Source organism: Leisingera coralii, assembly GCF_049056525.1.
Lineage (GTDB): Bacteria > Pseudomonadota > Alphaproteobacteria > Rhodobacterales > Rhodobacteraceae > Leisingera > Leisingera coralii.
This window is the reverse complement of record NZ_JBHUPT010000017.1, coordinates 1-24,756: the sequence shown is the minus strand read 5'-3', so window position 1 is coordinate 24,756 and position 24,756 is coordinate 1. Positions and strand designations below refer to the sequence as shown.

23 protein-coding genes are annotated in these 24,756 nt (G+C 65.3%); 18 read left to right on the top strand and 5 right to left on the bottom strand.

What is annotated here, in order from left to right; all coding sequences use genetic code 11:
- The first annotated feature begins 81 nt into the window (after window positions 1-81).
- The 5 genes from betC (at window position 82) to ACFMBG_RS06630 (ending at window position 5,842) form a co-directional block, all read left to right on the top strand.
- Window positions 82-1,590: a choline-sulfatase gene (gene betC, locus ACFMBG_RS06650; RefSeq protein ID WP_421053921.1), complete on the top strand. Its 1,509-nt coding sequence runs from the start codon at window positions 82-84 to the stop codon at window positions 1,588-1,590.
- Window positions 1,591-1,647: 57 nt separating this feature from the next.
- Complete coding sequence (betB, locus tag ACFMBG_RS06645) at window positions 1,648-3,105, top strand: betaine-aldehyde dehydrogenase (protein WP_421053920.1); 1,458 nt, start codon at window positions 1,648-1,650, stop codon at window positions 3,103-3,105.
- A gap of 107 nt (window positions 3,106-3,212) precedes the next feature.
- A complete protein-coding gene (betA, locus tag ACFMBG_RS06640) occupies window positions 3,213-4,868 on the top strand; it encodes a choline dehydrogenase (protein WP_421053919.1) in 1,656 nt (551 codons plus the stop codon).
- Between the two features lie 175 nt (window positions 4,869-5,043).
- Window positions 5,044-5,283, top strand: coding sequence for an HP1242/YdcH family protein (locus tag ACFMBG_RS06635; protein ID WP_421053918.1), 240 nt, complete (start codon window positions 5,044-5,046; stop codon window positions 5,281-5,283).
- A gap of 298 nt (window positions 5,284-5,581) precedes the next feature.
- A complete protein-coding gene (locus ACFMBG_RS06630) occupies window positions 5,582-5,842 on the top strand; it encodes a hypothetical protein (protein WP_421053917.1) in 261 nt (86 codons plus the stop codon).
- A 77-nt stretch (window positions 5,843-5,919) separates the two neighbouring features.
- On the opposite strand, the gene ACFMBG_RS06625 is transcribed toward ACFMBG_RS06630, so the two are convergent.
- From ACFMBG_RS06625 to ACFMBG_RS06610, 4 genes are all read right to left on the bottom strand, one after another.
- Entirely contained in the window at window positions 5,920-6,501 is a 582-nt protein-coding gene (locus ACFMBG_RS06625; protein WP_421054048.1) for a patatin-like phospholipase family protein, read from the bottom strand.
- Window positions 6,498-6,746 carry a patatin-like phospholipase family protein gene (locus tag ACFMBG_RS06620; RefSeq protein WP_421053916.1) on the bottom strand — a complete coding sequence of 83 codons (249 nt, stop codon included), beginning with the start codon at window positions 6,744-6,746 and terminating at the stop codon, window positions 6,498-6,500. Before ACFMBG_RS06620 ends, ACFMBG_RS06625 begins: the two co-directional genes overlap by 4 nt.
- Before the next feature lie 43 nt (window positions 6,747-6,789).
- Window positions 6,790-8,178: a helix-turn-helix domain-containing protein gene (locus tag ACFMBG_RS06615; RefSeq protein ID WP_421053915.1), complete on the bottom strand. Its 1,389-nt coding sequence runs from the start codon at window positions 8,176-8,178 to the stop codon at window positions 6,790-6,792.
- A 75-nt stretch (window positions 8,179-8,253) separates the two neighbouring features.
- Window positions 8,254-9,465: a multidrug effflux MFS transporter gene (locus ACFMBG_RS06610; protein WP_421053914.1), complete on the bottom strand. Its 1,212-nt coding sequence runs from the start codon at window positions 9,463-9,465 to the stop codon at window positions 8,254-8,256.
- Between the two features lie 181 nt (window positions 9,466-9,646).
- Here ACFMBG_RS06610 and ACFMBG_RS06605 point away from each other — a divergent pair, with 181 nt between their 5' ends.
- The 11 genes from ACFMBG_RS06605 (at window position 9,647) to ACFMBG_RS06555 (ending at window position 21,053) form a co-directional block, all read left to right on the top strand.
- On the top strand, window positions 9,647-12,421 hold the full coding sequence (locus ACFMBG_RS06605; RefSeq protein WP_421053913.1) for a hypothetical protein: 2,775 nt from the start codon (window positions 9,647-9,649) through the stop codon (window positions 12,419-12,421).
- Window positions 12,418-12,798, top strand: coding sequence for a hypothetical protein (locus ACFMBG_RS06600; RefSeq protein WP_421053912.1), 381 nt, complete (start codon window positions 12,418-12,420; stop codon window positions 12,796-12,798). Before ACFMBG_RS06605 ends, ACFMBG_RS06600 begins: the two co-directional genes overlap by 4 nt.
- Before the next feature lie 9 nt (window positions 12,799-12,807).
- A complete protein-coding gene (locus ACFMBG_RS06595) occupies window positions 12,808-14,016 on the top strand; it encodes a hypothetical protein (RefSeq protein ID WP_421053911.1) in 1,209 nt (402 codons plus the stop codon).
- Window positions 14,017-14,184: 168 nt separating this feature from the next.
- Window positions 14,185-15,717 carry an acyl-CoA carboxylase subunit beta gene (locus tag ACFMBG_RS06590; protein ID WP_421053910.1) on the top strand — a complete coding sequence of 511 codons (1,533 nt, stop codon included), beginning with the start codon at window positions 14,185-14,187 and terminating at the stop codon, window positions 15,715-15,717.
- Window positions 15,687-16,220 (top strand): hypothetical protein, encoded by a 534-nt coding sequence (locus tag ACFMBG_RS06585; RefSeq protein WP_421053909.1) that lies wholly within the window; start codon window positions 15,687-15,689, stop codon window positions 16,218-16,220. Before ACFMBG_RS06590 ends, ACFMBG_RS06585 begins: the two co-directional genes overlap by 31 nt.
- Complete coding sequence (locus ACFMBG_RS06580) at window positions 16,217-16,711, top strand: DUF6497 family protein (protein ID WP_421053908.1); 495 nt, start codon at window positions 16,217-16,219, stop codon at window positions 16,709-16,711. Before ACFMBG_RS06585 ends, ACFMBG_RS06580 begins: the two co-directional genes overlap by 4 nt.
- A gap of 214 nt (window positions 16,712-16,925) precedes the next feature.
- The gene (locus ACFMBG_RS06575; RefSeq protein ID WP_421053907.1) at window positions 16,926-17,066 is read left to right on the top strand and encodes a hypothetical protein; all 141 of its coding nucleotides are present in this window, start codon (window positions 16,926-16,928) and stop codon (window positions 17,064-17,066) included.
- Between the two features lie 69 nt (window positions 17,067-17,135).
- Entirely contained in the window at window positions 17,136-17,480 is a 345-nt protein-coding gene (locus tag ACFMBG_RS06570; RefSeq protein ID WP_421053906.1) for a hypothetical protein, read from the top strand.
- 541 nt (window positions 17,481-18,021) lie between these two features.
- The gene (locus ACFMBG_RS06565; RefSeq protein ID WP_222502803.1) at window positions 18,022-18,225 is read left to right on the top strand and encodes a hypothetical protein; all 204 of its coding nucleotides are present in this window, start codon (window positions 18,022-18,024) and stop codon (window positions 18,223-18,225) included.
- A 131-nt stretch (window positions 18,226-18,356) separates the two neighbouring features.
- Entirely contained in the window at window positions 18,357-20,402 is a 2,046-nt protein-coding gene (locus ACFMBG_RS06560) for an acetyl-CoA carboxylase biotin carboxylase subunit (protein ID WP_421053905.1), read from the top strand.
- A 147-nt stretch (window positions 20,403-20,549) separates the two neighbouring features.
- Window positions 20,550-21,053, top strand: a complete 504-nt coding sequence (locus ACFMBG_RS06555; RefSeq protein WP_421053904.1) for a hypothetical protein — start codon at window positions 20,550-20,552, stop codon at window positions 21,051-21,053.
- 19 nt (window positions 21,054-21,072) lie between these two features.
- Here the strand turns inward: ACFMBG_RS06555 and ACFMBG_RS06550 are convergent, their stop codons facing one another.
- Window positions 21,073-21,507 (bottom strand): DUF4174 domain-containing protein, encoded by a 435-nt coding sequence (locus ACFMBG_RS06550; RefSeq protein WP_421053903.1) that lies wholly within the window; start codon window positions 21,505-21,507, stop codon window positions 21,073-21,075.
- 177 nt (window positions 21,508-21,684) lie between these two features.
- On the opposite strand from ACFMBG_RS06550, the gene ACFMBG_RS06545 reads away from it, so the two are divergent.
- On the top strand, window positions 21,685-22,617 hold the full coding sequence (locus ACFMBG_RS06545; RefSeq protein WP_421053902.1) for a hypothetical protein: 933 nt from the start codon (window positions 21,685-21,687) through the stop codon (window positions 22,615-22,617).
- Window positions 22,583-24,709, top strand: coding sequence for a methylmalonyl-CoA mutase (gene scpA / locus ACFMBG_RS06540; RefSeq protein ID WP_421053901.1), 2,127 nt, complete (start codon window positions 22,583-22,585; stop codon window positions 24,707-24,709). Before ACFMBG_RS06545 ends, scpA begins: the two co-directional genes overlap by 35 nt.
- Window positions 24,710-24,756 lie beyond the last annotated feature (47 nt).

Genomic DNA, 24,756 nt, shown 5'->3' with positions numbered 1-24,756 from the left:
TCAGCCACCAACTGCCTGGCAGCGCCTTCGGGCCTGCCGGGCGCCTTTCGAAGAAACATCGCCTTAACTGGGAGGTCCGCGATGAGTGCCCCGAATATCCTGATCCTGATGGTTGACCAATTGAATGGGACACTTTTCCCGGACGGCCCCGCCGAATGGCTGCACGCTCCGAACCTGAAAAAGCTGGCGGAACGCTCCACCCGCTTTGCCAACGCCTACACCGCGTCGCCGCTCTGCGCGCCGGGCCGGGCGTCCTTCATGTCCGGCCAGCTGCCCTCGCGCACCGGTGTCTATGACAACGCGGCTGAATTCCGCTCCGACATTCCGACCTACGCCCACCACCTGCGCCGCGAGGGTTACTACACCTGCCTCTCGGGCAAGATGCACTTTGTCGGCCCCGATCAGCTGCACGGGTTCGAAGACCGGCTGACCACCGATATCTACCCGGCCGACTTCGGCTGGACCCCGGACTACCGCAAGCCGGGCGAGCGCATCGACTGGTGGTACCACAACATGGGCTCCGTCACCGGGGCGGGGGTGGCGGAGACCTCCAACCAGATGGAATACGACGACGAGGTCGCCTACAACGCCACCGCCAAGCTCTATGAGCTGTCGCGCGGGCTGGACGGCCGCCCCTGGTGCGTCACCGTCTCCTTCACCCACCCGCACGACCCTTACGTCGCGCGCCGCAAATACTGGGACCTCTATGAGGACTGCGAGCACCTGCTGCCCGAAGTCCCCGCCAAGGCATACGAGGACCACGACCCCCACGCGCAGCGGATCTTTGACGCCAACGACTGGCGCAGCTTCGACATCACCGAAGAGGACATCCGCCGTTCCCGCCGCGCCTATTTCGCCAATATCTCCTATCTGGACGACAAGATCGGCGAGATCCTGAACGTGCTGGAGACCACAAGGCAGGAGGCGATCATCCTGTTTGTCTCCGACCACGGCGACATGCTGGGCGAGCGCGGGTTGTGGTTCAAAATGAATTTCTACGAGGGCTCCGCCCGGGTGCCGCTGATGATCTCCGCGCCGGACCTGCCCGCGGGCCGTATCGACACGCCGGTCTCCACCATCGATGTGACCCCGACGCTGGGCGCGCTGGCCGGTGTCGACATGGGCGAGATCGAGCCCTGGACCGACGGCCACAGCCTGGTGCCGCTGGCCACCGGAACCGAACGCAGCGCGCCGGTGCTGATGGAATACGCGGCAGAGGCGTCTTACGCGCCGCTGGTCTCCATGCGCTACGGCAAGTGGAAGTACAACCGCTGCGCCCTGGACCCCGATCAGCTGTTCGATCTGGAAGCCGACCCGCACGAACTGACCAACCTGGCAGAGGACCCGGCCCATGCCGGCACCCTGCAGACCCTGCGCGCCAAGTCGGAGGCGCGCTGGAACCTGGAAACCTTCGACGCAGATGTGCGCGCCAGCCAGGCCCGCCGCTGGGTCGTCTACGAGGCCCTGCGCCAGGGCGGCTATTACCCCTGGGACTACCAGCCGCTGCAAAAGGCCTCCGAGCGCTACATGCGCAACCACATGAATCTCGACAACCTCGAGGAAAGCAAACGCTTTCCCCGCGGCGAATAACCTTAGCAACCGTTCAGCATCTCCCCCTGCTGAAGACCCCCGCTGGAGACACACAACATGACACATCCCGCACAGCCCAAGGCCAGCCACTTCATCAACGGCGAATACGTCGAAGACACCGCAGGCACCCCGATCCCGGTGATCTATGCCGCCACCGGCGAGCAGATCGCCACCGTCTACGCTGCCACCCCGGCCATCGTGGAGCAGGCGCTGTCCACCGCCAAGGAAGCCCAGAAGGCATGGGCCAAGATGACCGGCACCGAGCGCGGCCGCATCCTGCGCCGCGCCGCCGACATCATGCGCGAGCGCAACCATGAACTCAGCGTTCTGGAAACCTACGACACCGGCAAGCCGCTGCAGGAAACCCTGGTGGCCGACGCCACCTCCGGCGCCGACGCGCTGGAATACTTCGGCGGCCTGGCAGGCTCGCTGACCGGCGAGCACATCCCGATGGGCGAGGACTGGGTCTACACCGTGCGCGAGGCGCTGGGCCTGTGTGTGGGCATCGGCGCCTGGAACTACCCGACCCAGATCGCCTGCTGGAAAGGCGCGCCCGCGCTGGCCTGCGGCAACTCGATGGTGTTCAAACCCTCCGAGACCACCCCGCTCTGCGCCCTGAAGGTGGCCGAGATCCTGCATGAGGCCGGTGCACCCGCCGGTATCTATAACGTGATCCAGGGCATGGGCGAGGTCGGCGGCGCGCTGGTCACCGATCCGCGCGTCGACAAGGTCTCGCTGACCGGCTCGGTGCCGACCGGCAAGAAGGTCTATGCCGCCGCCGCAGAAGGCATGAAGCACGTCACCATGGAGCTGGGCGGCAAGTCGCCGCTGATCATCTTTGATGACGCCGACGTTGAAAACGCCGTCGGCGGCGCCATCAACGGCAACTTCTACTCCTCCGGCCAGGTCTGCTCGAACGGCACCCGCGTGTTCGTCCAGAAAGGCATCAAGGAGAAGTTCCTGGCCCGCCTGGCGGAGCGCACCGGCGCTGCCGTGCTGGGCGACCCGCAGGACGAGGCCACCAGCTTCGGCCCGATGGTCTCCGAGAACCAGATGAACATCGTGCTGGGCTACATCGAAAAGGGCAAGGCAGAGGGCGCCCGCCTGGTCTGCGGCGGCAACCGCGCCGACATGCCGGGCTTCTTCGTTGAGCCCACCGTCTTTGCCGATGTGACCGACGATATGACCATCGCGCGCGAGGAAATCTTCGGCCCGGTGATGTCCGTCCTCGACTTCGACACCGAGGAAGAGGTGATCGCCCGCGCCAATGACACCGAGTTCGGCCTGTCCGCCGGCGTCTTCACCAACGACTTCAGCCGCGCCCACCGGGTGATCGGCCAGTTGGAGGCCGGCAGCTGCTTCATCAACTCCTACAACGACGCGCCGGTCGAGGCGCCGTTCGGCGGCGTGAAGGCCTCCGGCGTGGGGCGCGAGAACTCGAAAGAGGCGATCAAGCACTTCAGCCAGGTGAAATCCGTCTACGTCCGCATGGGCGACGTCGAAGCGGCGTTCTGATCGGCGCTGCCTGAAAGCAACGGCCGGGCAGGGCGCCCCGCGCGCCCGCCCAATCTGAAGAAAACGGCAGCAGTCCAGATCTTCCGGCTGCCGGATGGAGAATGGAAATGAACGCGGATTATGTGATTGTCGGGGCCGGCTCTGCCGGTTGTGCCATGGCCTACCGGCTCAGCGAGGCCGGCAAGAAGGTCCTGGTGATCGAACACGGCGGCACCGATGCCGGGCCGTTTATCCAGATGCCGGGCGCGCTCAGCTACCCGATGAACATGCCGCTTTACGACTGGGGCTACAAATCCCAGCCCGAGCCGCACCTGGGCGGCCGCGAACTGGTCTGCCCGCGCGGCAAGGTGATCGGCGGCTCCTCCTCGATCAACGGCATGGTCTATGTGCGCGGCCACGCGGGCGACTACAACCACTGGGCCGAGTCGGGTGCTGCCGGCTGGTCCTATGCCGACGTGCTCCCGTACTTCAAGCGCATGGAAACCTGGAACGACCGCGGCCACGGCGGCGACCCGGACTGGCGCGGCAAGGACGGCCCGCTGCATGTGACCCGCGGCCCCCGCGACAACCCGCTGCACGACGCTTTCGTCAAGGCGGGTGAGCAGGCCGGCTACCCGGTCACCTCCGACTACAACGGCGAGCAGCAGGAGGGCTTCGGCCCGATGGAGATGACGGTCTACAAGGGCCGCCGCTGGTCCGCCGCCAACGCCTATCTGAAGCCCGCGCTCAAGCGTGAAAACTGCGACCTGATCCGCGCCTTCGCCCGCAAGGTGGTGATCGAGGACGGCCGCGCCACCGGCGTCGAGATCGAGCGCGGCGGCAAGGTCGAGGTGATCCGTGCAAACGCCGAGGTGATCCTGGCCGCGTCCTCGCTGAACTCCCCCAAGATGCTGATGCTCTCGGGCATCGGCCCGGCCAAGCACCTGGCCGAGCATGGCATCGACGTGGTCGCCGACCGCCCCGGCGTCGGCCAGAATCTGCAGGACCACCTGGAATTCTACTTCCAGTTCGCCTGCAAGCAGCCGATCACCCTGTTCAAATACTGGAACCTGTTCGGCAAAGGCCTGGTCGGGGCCCAGTGGATGTTCACCAAGACCGGCCTGGGCGCTTCGAACCAGTTCGAAAGCGCCGCCTTCATCCGCTCCGACAAGGGCGTGGATTACCCGGACATCCAGTACCACTTCCTGCCCATCGCGGTCCGCTACGACGGCCAGGCGGCGGCAGAGGGCCACGGCTTCCAGGCCCACGTCGGCCCGATGCGCTCGCCTTCGCGCGGCGAGGTCACGCTGGCCTCTGCCGACCCCAAGGACGCCCCGAACATCCTGTTCAACTACATGTCGACAGAGCAGGACTGGATCGACTTCCGCAAATGCGTGCGCCTGACGCGTGAAATCTTTGGCCAGGACGCCATGAAGCCCTTCGTCAAGCACGAGATCCAGCCGGGCGCGGACGTGCAGACCGACGACGAGATCGACAGCTTCCTGCGCGAGCACGTGGAAAGCGCCTATCATCCCTGCGGCACCTGCAAGATGGGCGCCGCGGACGATCCGATGTCGGTGGTCGACCCGGAATGCCGCGTCATCGGCGTCGACGGCCTGCGGGTCGCCGACAGCTCGATCTTCCCGCGCATCACCAACGGCAACCTCAACGGCCCCTCGATCATGACCGGCGAGAAGGCCTCCGACCACATCCTGGGCCGCCGCCTGCCGTCCTCGAACGCAGAGCCGTGGTTCAACCCGAACTGGCGCGAAGCGCAGCGCTGATCCTGCTGCCGAGCCAGCAAGCCGCCCGCCACCTCCCCTTTGTGCGGGCGGCTTACTTTCCGCAGAAATTCTTTCTGAAAATCAGCGCGCCGCGCACATCTTTTGATCCGCGTCAAAGTGGCGGGGCAGGGGCCGGCATAATCTGCAAGCGACCCTAGGAAGAAGGAGCGAGCAGGTGTCCAATACTCCCCATGAGCTGGCCGAGGAATTCCCGGAAAAAGCCGCGCTGATGAGCGAGCTGAAACAGTCCGACGCGCATTTCGCCAAGCTGGCGGAAGACTACCACGCGGTGAACCGCGCCGTGCACCGGGCGGAAACCAACGTGGAGCCGGTCAGCAGCCAGGCCGAGACCGACATGCGCAAACAGCGCGCCGCGCTGAAGGACGAGATCTGGGGGATCCTGTCCAAGGCGTGAGGCCGGCAGATACCGAGTTAGGAAAGGGGCGCCTGCGGCGCCTCTTTTTGCATCCGGGGCGGGCGCACCCGTCAGCGCCTTGGCCGCCATGCGATTCGCGGCGGCCGGATTGATCGCAAACCGGCGACAATGCTGCGCAGACCGGCCAATGTTTATGAATCCCTCCAGGAAATGAGGCGATTTTGGTGAATTTAAGGCAAATTCGTCAAAATTATGACCGAAGGCGCTATTTTCAGACTGCAGCTCAGGTTTGGCCTCAGACCGGCTGCTGCGAAGTAGTGTGCGAGGGAGCAACCGTATGGGACACACCTATCAGCCGGGGCTTTGGCAGGAGATTGAGGGGAAGCCGGCCGAAACCTCCGACGCAGAAATCCTTGCAGCGGTCCGAAGCGTGATCCGGGCAGACACGGCGGTGCGTGCCGAGGAGGAGAAACCTGCACCTGGCCGCGTGCGCCAGTGGCAGCCAGCCCCAAAGGATCAGTCCAAACAGCCGCCGGACGCGGCCGTTCAGGCGGAACGCGCCCTGCTGATCCGCCTGCTGGACCGCCTGCGCGGCTGACATTTCCCCCGTATTTCCGCGGGCCGGTCTCAGCTCGCCTCATAAGGCGGTACAGTGCCGGGCAGCAGCCACAGGTCTTACTCCGCGGCGGCCTCCCGAAGAAACGCTTCGCCTGCCGCAAGCCCCGCGTCCCAGGTCGCCTGGATCTTCTCAGGATCGGTGAAGTCGATCTTGTCCGCGGGCACCTCTTCCGCGGGTGCAACATACAGCCGCCCCGCCACCTCCGGCAGGCGTTTGTAGTTGCGGGTCAGCAGCACCAGGGTGCGCCCATCATCCGGCTCTGGCATCGGCGCCTGATCGGCCATGCCGCCGTCGATCACCGCCCGCCCGTGCCAGCGCGGCGGCTCGAACACCGGCGGGATGGTGGCGGCGAATCGCACCAGATCGGCCAACCTGCCGTCCCGCGCCGCCTCATTGGCGTCCACCAGGCTGGAGGTCACACCCAGCCGCTCCGCCCAGTTGAAATGCGGCGAGCCGATCAGGTGCAGCTCCGCCTCATAGGCCATCGTCGCCAGGCTGCCGGTCAGCCGCACCCAGCGGTCCGAGGGCGGATGGCCGATCAGGATCTGCGCCTGCGGCCCGGCAGCCACCCGCGCCATGGCATCGCCATCAAGCGACCGGGTGACGACTTCTTCATAGACACGCTGGTGCGGGGTCAGCCCGCCCTCGCCAAGCTGGTGCCAGCTGATGTTGCTGGGGCCTTGCGGAAGGCCTCCTTCATCTCCGCCAGCACCCGCTCGCCGCGGCCCGCCAGGAACCCGGCCAGCGTCAGGGCACCGCCGGAGACCCCGGTCACCCGGGCGGGGCTCAACGGCAGTTCATCCTGCACCACATGCAGAAATCCGCCCTGCCAGAAACAGCGGCAGCCGCCGCCGGACAGGACCAGTTGTTCGAAATCCGCCATGACCCTAACCTAGGACGCGCAGCCCACGCGGGCCAGCCGCAGCTCAGCTCACCTCATAGGGCAGCACGCCACGCTGGTCGGTATTGATGGTCAGCCGCCGCTCCAGCGGCGGGACAGAGCGCTGGTGGCAGTCCTTGCGCTCGCAGATGCGGCAGGAAATGCCGATCGGCTCATAGGCGCTGTCCTGGCTCACATCCAGCCCGTCCGCATAGACCAGCGCGTCCGCATGGCGCACCTCGCATCCCAGCGCAATCGCATAGCGCCTGACCGGCGCGCCAAAGGAGCCGCCGGGCTTGGACACGTCCCGCGCCAGCGAGATATAGCGCACCCCGTCCGGCGTCTCCGCCAGCTGGCGCAGGAACCGGCCCGGGGTCTCAAACGCCCGGTGCACGTTCCACAACGGGCAGGCACCGCCAAAGCGGGCGAACTGCAGCCGCGTGGCCGAGTGACGCTTGGTGATGGTGCCCGCCTGATCGACCCGCACGAAAAAGAACGGCACCCCCTTGGCGCCGGGCCGCTGCATGGTCGAGAGCCTGTGCGCAATCTGCTCGATTGAGGCGCCAAAGCGGATCGACAAGAGCTCCAGGTCGTGGCGGCAGGCCTGCGCCGCCTCCAGAAACCTTGTGTAGGGCATCAGGGCGGCCCCGGCGAAGTAGTTGGCAAGGCCGATCTTGGCGATGGCGCGGGCCTCCTCGCTCTGGAACTTTGCAAAATCCAGCGTCGCTTCCAGCAGCTGGTTCTGCCGCAACAGGGCAACTTGCAGCAGCATCTGGAACAGCTGCGTCTGCGGCGCGGAGCGGTTGGACAGATGCAGCACGCCCGCCTCCGCATCATAGTGGCGCAGCCCCTCCATCTCGGTCTGCTTCACGACAACGCCGCCGCGCTCCAGCTCTGCCACAGCTGCAGCGCGGATATCGCTGGTGGCGGCAAAATGCTCCGCCGCGCGGTCGACCGCGTCGATGTAGTTGTCGCAATAGTGGAAGAAATCCCGCACCTCTTCCCAAGGGGAGGCCTGGATGCGCGCATCCTCCCGCCCCAGCGCTTCATCCAATGAGGCGAGGCGCTCGTGGGTCTGGCGGTAGGCCTGGTGCAGGGTCAGAAACGCCCGCGCCAGCGCCGGGGCGTTCGATGCCGTCAGCCGCAGGTCCGCCAGCGGCGGCGCATCATCGGCAAACACCGGATCCGCCATCGCCTCGCGCATGTCGCTGACCAGCCGCTCGCTGTCACCGGCGCTCAGCTCGGTCACATCCATGCCGAACTCCTGCGCCAGCGCCAGCACCACCGTGGTCGACACCGGGCGGTTGTTGTTCTCCATCTGGTTCAGATAGGGCAGGGAGACGCCCAGCTTGGCGGCAAAATCCTTCTGCGTCAGCTCCAGCCGCTGCCGCATCTCGCGCAGCTTGGCGCCGGCGTAAAGTTTCTGGGTGGCCATCGGGTGCGCCTTTGCAAATCGAACTCCTGCGAAGAGTATAATTGCAAAAGGCGCCCCGCAAGCCTCCGGCGATTGTTATGCGCCGATCTGCCGCTCCCGCCAGACCACCAGCAGGATTGCAACCAGCCCGCAGGTGGCGGTGCCGAACATGATCGCCAGCAGCGGCACCGCGGTGGATCCCGGCACCAGCAGCATCCCGGCAAAGGCGCTGAGCGCGGCGCCCGCGCCAATCATGATCGCACCGCTGAGGCCGGAGGCCGTGCCCGCCAGATGCGGGCGGACGGAAATCGCGCCGGCAGTGGCATTGGGGATCGCCATGCCGTTGCCCAGCCCGACAAAACACATGAGGCCAAAGAAGGTGAACACGCTGTCCGCCCCCGCCATTGCAATCAGCAGCGACAGCAGCACCCCGCCGCCATTGATGATGCAGCCCCACAGGACCATGCGGTTGACCCCCAGCCGGGTGGAATAACGCCCGGAGACGAAGTTGCCGGCAAAATACCCCACCGCAGGCGCCGAGAACCAGACACCCAGTTCCGCGGTGCTCAGCCCGTAAACTTCGGTGCCGACAAATGGCGCGCCGCCCAGATAGGCAAAGAACGCGCCGGAGGCGAGGCCCGAGGACAGCGAATACCCCCAGAACCGCGGCGAACGCAGCAGCTCCGGATATTCGCGGAACTGCGCCATCAGCGTCTTGCCGCTCTTGTGCGCGGTCTCGCCAAAGTCGGTGAAGGTGATCGCCAGCGTCGCCGCACCCACCAGGAACAGCAGCCAGAAATTGGCCTGCCAGCCCATCCACTGATCCAGGAAACCGCCGATCGCCGGGCCGATCATCGGCACCACCGCCATGCCCATGGTGACATAGCCGATCATGCTGGCGGCCTCGTTGGTGTCATACATGTCGCGCACCGCGGCGCGGCTCAGCACCATGGTGGCCGCCACCGCCGTTTGCGCAACCCGGAACATCAGGAACACTTCGGCCGTCGGCGCATAGATGCAGCCCAGCGTCGCCAGCAGGAACAGCACGATGCTGCCCAGAATGACCGGCCGCCGCCCCATCTGGTCGGAGATCGGCCCGACAAAGATCTGCACCACCGCATTGCCCGCCAGGTACAGCGCCACCGACAGCTGCATCACCCGGTATTCGACCGCGTAATACTCGGACATGCCCGCCAGCGACGGCAGATGCAGGTTCATGCCAAGCGCCGACAGGCCGGCGAGCAGGATCAGGGTGAAAATGCGCGGGGGCGTCCGCTGTCCGGACACGCGGGTATTATATGTGGACATACCATCGGGTTAGAGCAGTCCGGGGCGGTTGTCCATCAATCCTCTGCGCGGCTGCGCACAGGCTTGCCGCAGCGTCAGAATACCCTTGCATGAATTTCGAGCCGTCACCTATGGTTGCCTAGGCAGTGCATGTTTTCGCGCATTTCCCCAAGGCCGCCCCTTTGTTGTGTTGAGGTGATACATGGCCAATACCCCGGATCCGCTTGCCAACAACCCGGCCATCCGCCAATGGGCCGAACGGTTTTATGCCATCAAGGCCTGGACCATGCCGGACCCGCCGGACGCCGGAGACGAGGAACTTGAGAACCGGCGCAAGGCGGCGCTGGCGGAACTGGCCAAGATCTCCATCCCCGCCGCCCTCAGCTCCGGCGCCCGGCGCAGCCTGGCGGGCGGGCGCAAGGCGCTGAAAAAGGAAATCCTCGGCGCAGGCGGGGTGGATGCCTTCGATCAGATCGACAGCGATATCCAGGAATTGTCCACCCAGATCGCCGCTCAGCTCGCAACCGCGGCGGCCCGGGACAAGGCGCAGGCCGCTCTCGCGGCGGCGGAGGCGAAATTCGCCGCCGTGCGCGACACGCTGGATCAGGGCGCCTTCACCTATCTCGAAGGGCTGATCAAGGCGGCGCACAAGGCGATGGCCGCCGCTGTCTCAGCCTCTGATTTCGAGGCAGTGGAGGCGCAGGCCAAGGACATCACCGCCAAGGCGGAGGCCGCCAATACCTATGGCCTCTACTTCGACAACTGGACCCGCAGCACGCTCTCGCTGATTGCCGCGATGAGCGGCGGCGCCAAGAACACGGCAGAGGCCGACCGCGGCGCCAGAATGAAAACCGCAGCCGGGCATTCCAAGGCCGGCGATTTCGGCGCCGCCCAAACGGCGCTGGAGGGCTGGAAGGCCAACCTCGGCGACGAGGGCGATATGGCCAAGGCGCTCAGCTTTGACGCGCTTCTGGCGGACTACATGGCAAACACCCATGACCGCTGCGATTTCATCCTGTCCAGCATGGTCCCGGATGCAAAGGATTACCGCAACCACCTGAAGAACGCCAAGAAAAAGGCCTATAAGGAACAGAAGTTCACCGAAGCTGAGGCCCTGCTGCAGGAGCTGATCAACTATAGCTCCCCGGACCGCAGCGCGCTGGCCCGCTACATGCGCACCTTCGATGCGTCGCTGAAGGCGGACAAGGGGTTCCGCGATGCCCTGGCCGCTGCCGATGCCAAGCAGAAATTCAAGGGCACCAACAATCCCGCCGGGGCAATGGCGGATTTGAAGGTCTGGGAAAAGGCCAACCGCGTGCTGATGCGCCAGAGCCGCTCCAAGCAGATCGTCAAGGCGCTGGAGAAGAAATACGAGGCCCTCAAAAAGGTCCTGGCGGAGCCTGAGCTGTCCGACCTCACCGCCACATGGGACGCGCATAAGGTGCTGGCGGATGCGGGGAACTTTGACAAGGACGCCGGCGCGCCGCAGTACCACGTCAAGCTCAATGCGCTGTTCCAACTCATGAAGGTTGTCGATGAGCGGCGCGAGATGGCGCAGATCCTGGGCCAGTATCCAGCAGCTTCCGGCTATGATTTCCAGAAGCCGGTGAGCGATGCCCTTGCCGCGCAGAAATATCCGGAGGCGGTGGCCGCGGTTCCCGGGGCGCTGGCGCTGCTGCGCGCGATGCCCGCTTACCTGGACACCCGGCAGGCCGCGCAGGACCTTCTGGCGGTGCTGCCCGGTGACGCGGATGAGCTGACCGGCCCGCTCGACGCGGCGGTCAAGGCGGCAGAGGCCACCGCCCGCGGCGGCGATCCGGCCAAGGCTGCCAGCGACCTGCAGGCGGTGCTGGACGGGGCCGATTACATGGACCTGGTGCTGGCCATGGCGGACTACCGCGCCAAGCTGGCCAAGGTTCAGAAAGAGCACAACCGGACCAAAAAATACCTCAAGCTGGCACCGGCAGAGGATGCGCTGGATGCGTCACTGAAGACCGCCACGGACCGGGCGGACAATGACAAGGAATACGGCGACGCTTTCCTGTTGCTGGACACCCACCAAAAGCTGCTGCAGCAGGCCAAGCCGATGGCCACGGCGCGGTTTCAGGTCCAGGGCATCCTCAAGGCGCTGGAGCGGGCCGGCACGGAGGCCGGCAAGCTGACGCCCTTCAAGGAGCGGGTCGCGGCGGCTGAGGAAGAGGCGAAGAAGCCCGACTTCCCCAAGGCCAAGACCGCTTTCGACGGCATCCGCACCGACCTGCAGGCGCTGTGCAAGGAAGCGGCCGAGGGCTGCGAGGCAAAGGACGGCGTCGACAGCAACGCGGGCCACTCGCTGGACCGCCACGGCCCGGACGTCAGTGACGAGGACCTGATCCAGCGCCTCAAGACGGGCAAGCCACCGAATGCAAAAACCGAAGATGAGCGCTCCTACACCGGCGCCTCCTCCAAGTTCCACAGCCCGCAGGACTGGCTGGCAGGCCGCGAACTGGCGGCCCAGGCGGCCTCGGGCAAGGGCATCAACATTGATGATACCAAAATGGATGTCTCCGGCGATCCGCTGGACTGGCCGGAGGAAAACTTCGACTGCACCGTCGAGCACGGCCGCCCGATCGACAAGGCCTTTGTCGGCCACAAGAAGCACGTGCGCCTCGACGACAATGGCGAGCCGATCCCCGACAAGACCTATGAGAGCTTTGAGGAGATCGAGGGGCTGACCCGCGCCTATGTGAACTTCATCTGGGAACCGGCCAAGCTGCCCGCCGAAACCACTCCCTTTCCCGCCGACCCGACGGACCACCCCGAGGAAAAGGCCCAGGACAACGCCGACTACTTCGAGAAATACAAGGCGAGGCACAATACCGCGCCGAGCGAGATCCCGGGCCGCTGGGTGATGATGCAGCAATATCCGGTCGCTGACGGCTGGGACAATGAGACCAAGACTTACACCAACGCCAATCCGGGGAACATGATCCCATGAAAATCCGCAAAGAACTGATTGCTGGCTACACGCGGCTGCTGACCATGGGCCGGGCCGTCAACGCGCCCGATCCGATGGCCGATCTGGCCCAGTTCGACGCCGACATCCGCGCCATGCACAGGCGCGCCCACAAGGACGGAAACCTCGACTGGCTGCGGCTGGCGCTCGACTCTCTGATCGCCAATCCGCGCGGCCGCATCGGCCAGTTCGCGGGCCAGCAGTATCCCTTTGACGACGCCGAACTGCAGGCGCTGTTCCGCCGCGCCTATGAGACGATCTGGCCGGATCAGCCGCTGTCGGAGCCCGGCGATGAGGCGGAATTGGAGTTCGTTGACATGAGCGCGGAGGACTGGGCCGCCTTCAGCGGCGCCAGCTAGGAGGATGCCATGCCAGACCAGGCTTTTGATTCCGACGCCGTCCTGAAGCTTCTGAAAAAGTCCAAGGTTTCCGGCAAGGAGCTGCCCTTTGCCTTCGGCCTGGCGGGCAAGCCGGAAAACTGCGGCCTGATGATCGACCTGCGCAAGCCCGGCAAGGTGATGCGCGGCGACATGAAGAAGATGCCGGGCATCAAGAAAACCTGCTTCGGCACCCTTCGGGTGGAGGAAAACGAGGTCTTCCTGCAGCCCGAAAAGCCGCTCAAGGGCATCGTCAAGCAGCTGAAGAAGAAGTTTAAAACCGAAGGCATGGTCAAGTTCAAGCCGGTGCTGGTCGGCCCCGACGGCAGCATCATCGACGAGGACAGCCTGCCCGATGACGATGCTGAGCTGCCTGAAACCAGCGCGCCGGAACAGCCGGATGACGGAACGGCAGCAGCGTTGAAGCAGCGCATCGCCGCCGCCGCGGAAACGGTCAAGGCGCTGGGCAATCCTGAGCTCGCGGCCAAGCTCGCACCGGAAATCAAGGCCAGCGCCAAGCTGCTGGGGCAGGGCGACCACGACGGCTGCGCTGCCCGGCTCGACCGGCTGGAGGCGGCGCTTGCCAAGCTTCAGGCGCAGCCCAAACCGGCCCCGGCGCAGTCAGAGCAGGCGGCCAAGCTGAGCAAGCTGCTGGCAGCGCAGGCAGCCAGGATCAAGGCCCTGCCGCCGGAGCAGGCCGCACCGCTGGCCGAGCAGGCCCGCGCCATTGCCGCCACCCTCAAATCCGGCGCCCTGCCGGAGGCCGCGGAGGGGCTGAAGGCGCTGATCGCTGCCCTGGACACCCCGGCAGAGGCGGAGAAGCCCCAGGCCGACCCGATGGAAATCTGGCAGGCCGCCAAGGAGGACGTCGACCGCGGCGTCTCCAGCCTGCAGGACGCGCTGAGGGCACAGAACCACCCGGTGCTGGCGCAGATCGCCGATGCCGGGCTGGCGGGGGCTACCGACGGCAACCAGACCGCCCTGATGAAGGCGCTGTTCGAGATGAAATCCGCCACCGGCGATGCCCGCAAGACAGCGGCGCAGGCGCTGCTGGCGCAGATCGCCGCGTATCTCAAGTTCCTCAAGGACGATCCTGTGATCACCATGGTTGAAGACAACCCCTTTGGCGTCTCCGTCCCGGTCAAGGCGCCGCTGACGGCGGCGTTGCGGCAGATGGCGGATATCGCAAAAGCCGCCTGACTCCGCTGTCCCGCCTGCGGCACGCGGCGGGAAAACGGCGCTCGGACTTTGCTGATTTTCAGATTTGCTAACATCATATGCAAACGGTTTGCAAATTTGCGAAAATTACCTTTGGCTTGCTGCGCGCGCAATATATGGTCCCGGTGAAATCTACAGGGGACATGTGCCATGAAAGACATCCTTTCCGAGCTGGAAGACCGCCGCGAGGACGCGCGGCTGGGCGGCGGCCAGCGCCGCATCGACGCACAGCATGGGCGCGGCAAGCTGACAGCCCGCGAACGGATCGAGCTGCTGCTGGACGAGGGCAGCTTTGAAGAATTCGACATGTTCGTCAGCCACCGCTGCGCCGATTTCGGCATGGAAGACAACAAGCCGGCGGGCGACGGCGTTGTCACCGGCTGGGGCACCATCAACGGCCGCCAGGTCTATGTGTTCTCCCAGGACTTCACCGTGCTGGGCGGCTCGGTGTCGGCAACCCATGCCCAGAAGATCTGCAAGATCATGGACATGGCGGTGCAGAACGGCGCGCCGGTGATCGGCATCAACGACTCCGGCGGCGCCCGTATCCAGGAAGGCGTCGATGCGCTGGCCGGCTACGCCGAGATCTTCCAGCGCAACATCATGGCCTCCGGCGTGATCCCGCAGATCTCCGTCATCATGGGCCCCTGCGCCGGCGGCGCGGTCTACTCGCCCGCGATGACCGACTTCATCTTCATGGTCAAGGACACCTCCTACATGTTCGTGACCGGCCCGGACGTGGTGAAAACCGTGACCAACGAAGTGGTCACGGCCGAGGAACTGGGCGGCGCCTCCACCCACACCAAGAAATCCTCCGTCGCCGACGGCGCCTTTGAAAACGATGTAGAGGCGCTGGCCGAAGTCCGCCGCCTGGTCGACTTTCTGCCGCTCAACAACCGCGAAAAGCCCCCGGTGCGCCCGTTCTTTGACGAGCCCGGCCGAATCGAGACCAGCCTCGACACCCTGATCCCGGAAAACCCCAACAGCCCCTACGACATGAAGGAGCTGATCACCAAGGTTGCGGACGAGGGCGACTTCTACGAGATCCAGGAGGATTTCGCCAAGAACATCATCACCGGCTTCATCCGCCTCGAAGGCCAGACCGTTGGCGTCGTTGCCAACCAGCCGATGGTGCTGGCCGGCTGCCTCGACATCGACTCCAGCCGCAAGGCCGCCCGTTTCGTGCGCTTCTGCGACTGTTTCGAGATCCCGATCCTGACCTTCGTCGACGTGCCGGGCTTCCTGCCGGGCACCTCTCAGGAATACGGCGGCGTCATCAAGCACGGCGCCAAGCTGCTGTTCGCCTATGGCGAAGCCACCGTGCCCAAGGTCACCGTGATCACCCGCAAGGCCTATGGCGGCGCCTATGACGTGATGGCCTCCAAGCACCTGCGCGGCGACTTCAACTATGCCTGGCCGACCGCCGAGATCGCGGTGATGGGCGCCAAGGGCGCCACCGAGATCATCCACCGCGCTGATCTGAACGATCCCGAAAAGATCGCCCAGAAGACCGCGGAGTATGAAGACCGGTTCGCCAACCCGTTTGTGGCGGCAGAGCGCGGCTTCATCGACGAGGTGATCATGCCGCAGTCCACCCGCCGCCGGGTTGCCCGCGCGTTTGCCTCGCTTCGCGGCAAGCAGCTGAAGAACCCGTGGAAAAAGCACGACAACATTCCGCTTTAACGGCGGATGTTCCAGCGGGGGCTGTCTGCCCCCGCACCCCCGAGGATATTTTTAACCAGATGAAAAGGGATCCTGGAGTCTTGCCCCGCAGCCGTTGGCATATCACCCGCACGGAGGACGCTCTGACGCTGTCGCGCCGCCTGCCTGCGCGTTTCGATGTGGTGGCAGAAACGGTGCTGCCTGCCGCTGATCCCCTGCGGCTGGCGCATCAGATCCGGCAGGACATGTGGCGGCAGTTGCAATCCTTGCGCGGCTTTTCCCCGGTGGTGGAGATCTCCCGGACAGGGCAGGGGCTTTGTGTCCGCGCAGGCGGGCAGGTGACGGGCCGGGTGCCTTCGAATGCGGCGCAAAGTATTGCGGAGGTTCTGGAAAATCCGTCCAGCCGCGCCCGCTGGATGCGTCATGCAGCCCGGCGCAGGAGCCGCCCGGAAACCGGCCTGAATACGAAGAATCCGCCCAAAATTGCGGCAAAATTTGACATGGGGAGCGAATCAGTCTCATGATCCGCGTCAGCCAGATACAGACAGCGCGCGCTTTTTGTGCTGCGCCTGCAGCTCCGGCCGGAGGAGCCTGGTTCGCCAGGGGCCGGGGCTGCAGTCTTGTGGCGGCTATTCCCTTCGCAATTCATGCCCTGTCTGCAGTCGCTGCTGAGCCGGTTGCCGTGCCCTCCGGGCAGGCAGTGACGCTGGCCGAAGTGCTGCTGGACGAATCCGCGGGCCAGCCGGGCCAGACCTGGGCGCGCTTCCGCTTCCTGGCACCGGACATCGCGCGGGAGACCGGCACCGTTTCCTACGAGGCGGCAGCCCCCGATATGGATCATCTCTGCGACACCCTGGTGCTGCCCTATCTGGCGCAGCACGGGCTGGCACCAGCGCGGGTGGTGATTTCCCTGTCCGACCGGATGGTCCCCTTCGGCGCGCAGGACCCCGCCGCCACCCAGTTCTTCGAGGCCTACCGCCCCGAGGCCGCGGGCTGCATTTGGGAGGCTTTCTGATGCATCCACAATATCTTGCGCGGCAAAGCTCAGATCGGCGGAATCTTGCGGCATTGGAGCCACAGCGCCGCCAATTGCCGCGAATTGCATGTGACTCGGATGCAAACCCGGCTATCCTTGGCGCGGGCGGCTTGCGGGCTGCCTGCACTTTGAGGTTGAGGCACGCGGCGGGCGAAGCCCCCGCAGGTTTCGCATTTCTAATCAGGAGACAGAGATGTCCAAGAGCATCAAGCTTATCGCCATGGCCGGCCTGCTGGCCGCCGTTGCAGCCTGCGCCCAGCAGGAAGAAGAATTCGTCGTGGTCGAGCCCGAGCCGATCTCGCAAGAGCCGGAATTCACCGGCAAGTACAAGTAACGACCAAAAGGGTCCGGCCCTGCGGCCGGCCCTTGCCCGCCCGCGGGGTGCCGGACTGGAGGCACCCATATGCTGAAACACCGCGGGTTCCCGGGCCGTATGCCCGGCACAGATTTCCAATTCACCATCCGCCGCCCCAATCCCAAGGGGGTGACGCCGCTGATCCGGCGCGAGCGCTTCCGCGACCGCAAGAACGTCGACAAGCGCGTCGACCTGACCTTCATGCAGGCGCTGTGGGAGCATTTCGGCGACCAGCCGTTTGAGCGCGGCAACCTGGACGCCGGCCGCCTCAGCTGGCTGTTCGGCCGCGAGGTGATCCCCGCCGAGGATCCGTTCGATCCGGAAAGCTACGAGGCGCTGCTGGTCATCGACGAGGCGGTGGCGCGCGCCTCTTTCCCGGAGGCGTTTGATTGATGGCGCGGCCCTGGACGCATATCACGGAGCTGGCGCCGCGGGTTCGCGCGCGCGGTCCGGTGCTGCGTCCGGGGCGCCGCCTGCCGGTGCAGCCTGCCGCTAACCCGCGCCGCAGCTGGTCCGGCTACGCGCCAGCGCTGCCGCCATTCGGCGCCGGCTTTGGTCCCGCAGACCGTTATGTCGGCGTGAACTTGCACAAGCCCTGCGCGATTCAGCAGGAATCTGCCCAAATTAACGGCCTTGCATTTCAGGGGCTTACAGCAGGGTCCGCGCCGTGCATCGTGATCCAAGCAGCGCAGCCACGCTGCTGTGCCGAGCATCTGTTCCGGCCCCTTCGCCTGAACGGGCAGGTTCGCGCCCCCATCCGCGGCCTGCCCGTCTTTTATCCCCTTCAGGCACCGGCGGAAGCTTGCCGTATACCCCCCCCAATGCGGCAAGCCTCCGCCCAACTGATGGGCCGCGGCTGTCCGCCGTTGCGCAAGCCCGTTGCGCCTGCAAATTCCGCCGGGACACTCACGTCCCCGGAAGAAGGAACTTGGACATGCGGGCAAAATCTCTTATCGCGGCGCTCTCGCTGTGCGGCCTGGTTGCGGCCTGCGGCGACACCACCGGCGAGCGGCTCATCTACGGTGCAGGCGCCGGTGCGGCCGGCTCGGCGCTGCTCAACGGCAACCTGGTCACCGGCGCTGCAATCGGCGCTGCGGCCAACCTCGTCTATTGCCAGGAAAACCCGCGCCGGTGCTGAGGCACCCGCCGCTCATTCTCTGAACAGCCGGTCCGCAGGGGCCGCTCGTGACATCGCGCATACGCCGTGCCTGGGTTCGCCCCGGGCGCGGCGTTTTGCATTCCGGAATACCAAGAAACAAGGGACTGCCTATGTTTGATAAGATCCTGATCGCCAACCGGGGCGAGATCGCCTGCCGCGTGATCAAAACCGCGCGGAAAATGGGCATCAAGACCGTTGCCATCTACTCCGACGCCGACAAGCAGGCCCTGCACGTGCAGATGGCCGACGAGGCCGTCCACATCGGCCCGCCGCCGGCCAACCAGTCCTATATCGTCATCGACAAGGTGATGGAGGCGATCCGCCAGACCGGCGCCCAGGCCGTGCATCCGGGCTACGGCTTCCTGTCCGAGAACTCCAAGTTCGCCGAGGCGCTCGAGGCCGAAGGCGTTGCCTTTGTCGGCCCCCCGAAAGGCGCGATTGAGGCGATGGGCGACAAGATCACCTCCAAGAAAATCGCCCAGGAGGCAGGCGTCTCCACCGTGCCCGGTTACATGGGGCTTATTGCCGATGCTGACGAGGCGGTGAAGATTTCGAATGAGATCGGCTACCCGGTGATGATCAAGGCCTCCGCCGGCGGCGGCGGCAAGGGCATGCGGATCGCCTGGAACGATGAAGAAGCCCGCGAAGGCTTCCAGTCCTCCAAGAACGAGGCCGCGAACTCCTTTGGCGACGACCGGATCTTCATCGAGAAATTTGTCACCCAGCCGCGCCACATCGAGATCCAGGTGCTCTGCGACAAGCACGGCAACGGCATCTACCTGGGCGAGCGCGAATGCTCGATCCAGCGCCGCAACCAGAAAGTCGTTGAAGAGGCCCCGTCGCCGTTCCTCGACGAGGACACCCGCCGCGCCATGGGCGAACAGGCCGTCGCGCTGGCCAAGGCGGTGGGCTATTCCTCGGCGGGCACCGTGGAATTCATCGTCGACGGCGACAAGAACTTCTATTTCCTGGAAATGAACACCCGCCTGCAGGTGGAGCACCCGGTCACCGAGCTGATCACCGGCGTCGACCTGGTGGAGCAGATGATCCGCGTCGCTGACGGGGCGGAGCTGCCCATGCGCCAGGAGGACGTCAAGCTCACTGGCTGGGCTATCGAGAACCGGCTTTATGCCGAAGATCCGTACCGCGGCTTCCTGCCCTCCATCGGCCGCCTGACCCGCTACCGCCCGCCGGCGGAGACCGCCGCAGGCCCGATGCTGGTCAATGGCAAATGGCAGGGCGATGCGCCCGAAGGCGAGTCCGCGGTACGCAACGACACCGGCGTCTATGAGGGCGGCGAGATCTCAATGTACTACGACCCGATGATCGCCAAGCTCTGCACCTGGGCACCGACCCGCGAGGACGCGATCGAGGCGATGCGCAATGCGCTGGACGGCTTCGAGGTGGAGGGCATCGGCCACAACCTGCCGTTCCTGTCGGCGGTGATGGACCACCCGATCTTCATCGAAGGCTCCATGACCACCGCCTTCATCGAGGAGCAGTATCCCGAGGGCTTCGAAGGCGTCGAACTGCACAGCGACGACCTGCGCAAGATCGCGGCCTCCTGCGCCGCGATGCACCGGGTTGCCGAAATCCGCCGCACCCGTGTGTCCGGCCGGATGGACAACCACGAGCGCAAGGTCGGCACCGATTGGGTCGTCACCCTGCAGGGCCAGTCCTTCAACGTGGTGATCGACGCCGACCGCGAGGGCGCAACCGTCAATTTCGAGGGCGGCGGCAGCTACCGTGTGACCTCGGACTGGACCCCGGGCGACCAGCTTGCCACCCTGCAGGTGAACGGCGAGACCCTGGTTCTGAAAACCGGCAAGGCGACCCAGGGCTTCCGCATCCGCTCCCGCGGCGCTGACCTGCAGGTCAAGGTCCGCACCCCGCGCCAGGCAGAGCTGGCTCAGCTGATGCCGGAGAAAGTGGCGCCCGATACCTCCAAGATGCTGCTCTGCCCGATGCCCGGTCTGATCGTGAAGGTCGACGTCGAAGTGGGGCAGGAGGTCCAGGAGGGCCAGGCGCTCTGCACCGTCGAGGCGATGAAGATGGAAAACATCCTGCGCGCCGAGAAGAAGGGCGTCGTCTCCAAGATCAACGCGGGCGCAGGCGACAGCCTGGCGGTCGACGATGTGATCATGGAATTCGAATGATGCACCGCGGGGCAGGCACATATGCAGACGGGCAGGCGGGTTTTCCCGCCCCCGCGGGCGTGCCTGCCCCGCACCGCAGGGTGCCATGCACCAAATCTTCAGGAATGTCTGCGACACTGGCGGCGTTTGACGACTTCAAGGTGCCGCATGACTCGTCTCCTGACCTGCTTTCTGGCCGCTTTGGCCATCCTCTCCGGCTGCGCCCTGGACAAGGAGGAGGCGCTGCGCGCCCAGCTCTCCGCCTGGGTCGAACTGGGGGAGACTTACTTTTTCCAATCCTCGATGAGCTGCACGGCGGCGGTGTTCCACACGGCCGAAAGCCCGCGGATCACCTCGCTTCTGGACCGCGCCCGCTCCATCGAGACCGGGATGAAAATGCTCGATGCGGGCAAGCCGGTGGTGTTCAACGTCTCCGGAAAATCCCCCAACGCAGTGACAGAGGAGATCATGTCCCGCGACCTGCCGCAGGGGCTGGGGGTTCTGAATTCGGGCCTCGCGGGCGTCAGCTGCATGACCGATCTGGTCAAGGCGATCTATTACCAGGCGATCCGCAACCCGGCGTCCAAGCTGGTCTTTGTGCCGGACGGCCACGCCATGCTGGTGCTGGACAAACAGGCGATGGCGCTGATCTACGTGCGCGGCAACAGCTAGACACCCGCCGCGGCCAAGCTCAGCCGCCGCGGCGTTCTTCCACTTCGCGCAGGCGTTCGGGGAATTTGTCGATGCTGCGGGACAGCTCGCGGACCGTCCAGGGATGCGGCTTGCGCAGCTTGACGCCGCCGTCCTTGCCCACCAGCACCAGCATGAACCCGCGCGGCCGCAGCTTCTTGCGCAAAGCCGAGCGCGCCGCCGGATCGGTATCGGTCAGCACCACCACATCGCGTTCGCGCAGGGCTTCGGCGCCCTGCATAAGCCGCTCGATCTGTTCATGGTACCGCGGGTCCTCGGGGCTGTCGGCAAACACCACCACCGGCCGGTGCGTCCACTGGAACTCCTCCAGGTCCACATCGTACCCGGGCTGGATCAATTCAGGGGTGCTGCCATCGGCCGCCACGGCCGCCAGCGGAAGAAAACCTGCCAAAACAACGGATAGGATTGCTTTCATGATCTCTCCTGTCCCGTTGAATATATGTGCAGCGGCGGCAAATGCGACGGAGAAATCCGGCACACGGGCAAAAAATATCATTGTTAACGGGATAATGAGGGGTTGCCGGCCATGATTGTGCAATTCCCCATGACCGGGCTGCGGCCTGCGGCCCTCCAGCAGAGGTCCCGTAACACGATGAAAGTCATCCTTCACACCGGTGCGCACCGCTGCACCACCACATCGTTCCAGGAATACATACGCCAGAATGCGCACGGGCTTGCCAGGCAGGGTATCGGATACTGGGGCCCGTTCCGCACCCGGAACGGCCTGTTCCACGGAATCCAGCCCGGACCGGCGCGGGTCAGCGGCCGCGACCTGGCCAGGCGCGCCCGCGGGCGGCTGCAGCTCAACCTGGCAGACTGCAAGGAGCAGGGCGTGCACCAGCTGCTGGTCAGCGATGAAAACATGATCGGCACGCCGCGCGTCAATCTGCGCCTCGGCGAACTTTATTGCGGCGCGGGGGAGCGGATGGCCCGGTTTGCCGAGGCCTTTGGCGGCAGCCTGGGCAGCGTCGTGCTCAGCATCCGCAGCCTGGACAGCTACTGGACCTCGGCACTGGCCTTTGCGGTGGCGCGCGGCCACCCGGTGCCCTCGGCGGCGCTGCTGGACCGGCTCACGCAGGCGCCGCGCAGCTGGCGCGACGTGATCACCGATATCGCCTGCGCCATGCCCGGCGTGCCGCTGCAGGTGCTGCCGTTCGAAACCTTTGGCGCCCGGCCGGAGGCGGCGCTGGAAGCCCTCACCGGGGCAGAGGCGCCGCGCACCCACGCGCGGGTGCGGCTCAACGCCTCGCTCTGCCTGCAGGACCTGCGTGCCAGCCTGCCGGCCTCCACGGCCGCCAAGCTGCCCCAGGGGGCGGGCCGCTGGCGCCCCTTCGACGACACGCAGACCGCAATTCTGCGTGAACGCTATGCCGACGACATGATGTGGCTGGCTGCCGGCGCCGATGGTGCCGCCACGCTGGTGCACGACCCGGATAAACTGGCGGCGGGACTGAACCCGCCCGATATCGGACTGACAAGAGGAAGACCTGATGACAAACAAAGACGAATGGCGCGCTCTGGCTGAGAAAGAGCTGCGCGGACGGGCGGTTGACGACCTCAATTGGCAGACGCTGGAAGGCATCGAGGTCAAGCCGCTCTACACCGAAGACGACACCAGGGACTTGCCCCACATGGGCACGCTCCCCGGTTTCGGCCCGTTCACCCGCGGGGTGAAGGCCACCATGTACGCAGGCCGCCCCTGGACCATCCGCCAGTACGCGGGCTTCTCCACCGCGGAGGAATCCAACGCCTTCTACCGCCGCAACCTGGCCGCGGGCCAGCAGGGCGTCTCGGTCGCCTTCGACCTCGCCACCCACCGCGGCTATGACAGCGACCACCCGCGCGTGGTCGGCGATGTCGGCAAGGCGGGCGTGGCCATTGATTCAGTCGAGGACATGAAGATCCTGTTCGACGGCATCCCGCTCGACAAGGTCTCGGTCTCGATGACCATGAACGGCGCGGTGATCCCGGTGCTGGCCTCCTTCATCGTCGCGGGCGAGGAGCAGGGCCACGACAAATCCCTGCTTGCGGGCACCATTCAGAATGACATTCTGAAGGAGTTCATGGTCCGCAACACCTATATCTATCCGCCGAAACCCTCGATGCGGATCATCTCGGACATCATCGAGTACACCTCGAACGAGATGCCCAAGTTCAACTCCATCTCGATCTCCGGCTACCACATGCAGGAGGCCGGCGCGAACCTGGTGCAGGAGCTGGCCTATACCATCGCCGACGGCCGCGAATACGTGCGCGCCGCGTTGGACGCCGGAATGGACGTGGACAAATTCGCAGGGCGGCTCTCGTTCTTCTTTGCGATTGGCATGAATTTCTTCATGGAAATTGCCAAGCTGCGCGCCGCCCGAACCCTGTGGCACCGGGTGATGACCGAATTCGGGGCCAAGTCCGAACGCTCCAAGATGCTGCGCACCCACTGCCAGACCTCGGGCGTCAGCTTGCAGGAGCAGGATCCCTACAACAACGTGATCCGCACTGCCTATGAGGCGATGTCTGCAGTGCTCGGCGGCACCCAAAGCTTGCACACTAACGCGCTGGATGAGGCCATCGCGCTGCCCACCGACTTCTCCGCCCGCATCGCCCGCAACACCCAGCTGGTGCTGCAGGAAGAAACCGGCGTCACCAACGTCGTCGACCCGCTGGCCGGCTCCTACTACGTCGAAAGCCTCACCAACGAACTGGTGGAAAAGGCCTGGGCGCTGATGGAAGAGGTCGAGGAGATGGGCGGCATGACCAAGGCCGTCGAGAGCGGCATGCCCAAGCTGCGCATCGAGGAAAGCGCTGCCCGCCGCCAGGCGATGATCGACCGCGGCGATGAGGTTGTGGTTGGCGTCAACAAGTACCGCAAGGACAAGGAAGACCCGATCGACATCCTCGACGTCGACAACCATGCGGTGCGCGAGGCGCAGATCGCGCGCCTTGAGACGATGCGCAAGACCCGCGACGAGGCTGCCTGCCAGGCGGCGCTCGACGAACTCACCCGCCGCGCCAAGGAAGGCGGCAACCTGCTGGAGGCCGCGGTAGAGGCGGCCCGTGCCCGTGCTTCAGTCGGAGAAATCAGCATGGCGATGGAAAAGGAATTCGGCCGTCACCGCGCCGAGGTGAAAACCCTGGCCGGCGTCTATGGCGCTGCCTATGAGGGCGACGAAGGCTTTGCCGCGATCCAGAAGTCGATCGAGGACTTCGCCGAGGAAGAAGGCCGCCGCCCGCGCCTCTTGGTGGTGAAAATGGGCCAGGACGGCCACGACCGCGGCGCCAAGGTGATCGCAACGGCCTTTGCCGACATCGGTTTCGACGTCGACGTGGGCCCCTTGTTCCAAACCCCGGAAGAGGCTGCCCAGGACGCCATCGACAACGACGTGCACGTGATCGGCATCTCGTCCCAGGCCGCAGGCCACAAGACCCTCGCGCCGCAGCTGGTCGAGGCGCTGAAGGCGGAAGGCGCCGGCGACATCATCGTGATCTGCGGCGGCGTGATCCCGCAGCAGGATTACGAGTTCCTGTACAGCAAAGGCGTCAAGGCGATCTTCGGCCCGGGCACCAACATCCCCGAAGCGGCCCAGGACATCCTGCGCCTGATCCGCGAAGCGCGCGCCTAAGCGAATACGGCACCTGCGGGGCAGGGGAGGTTCTCCCGCACCCGCAG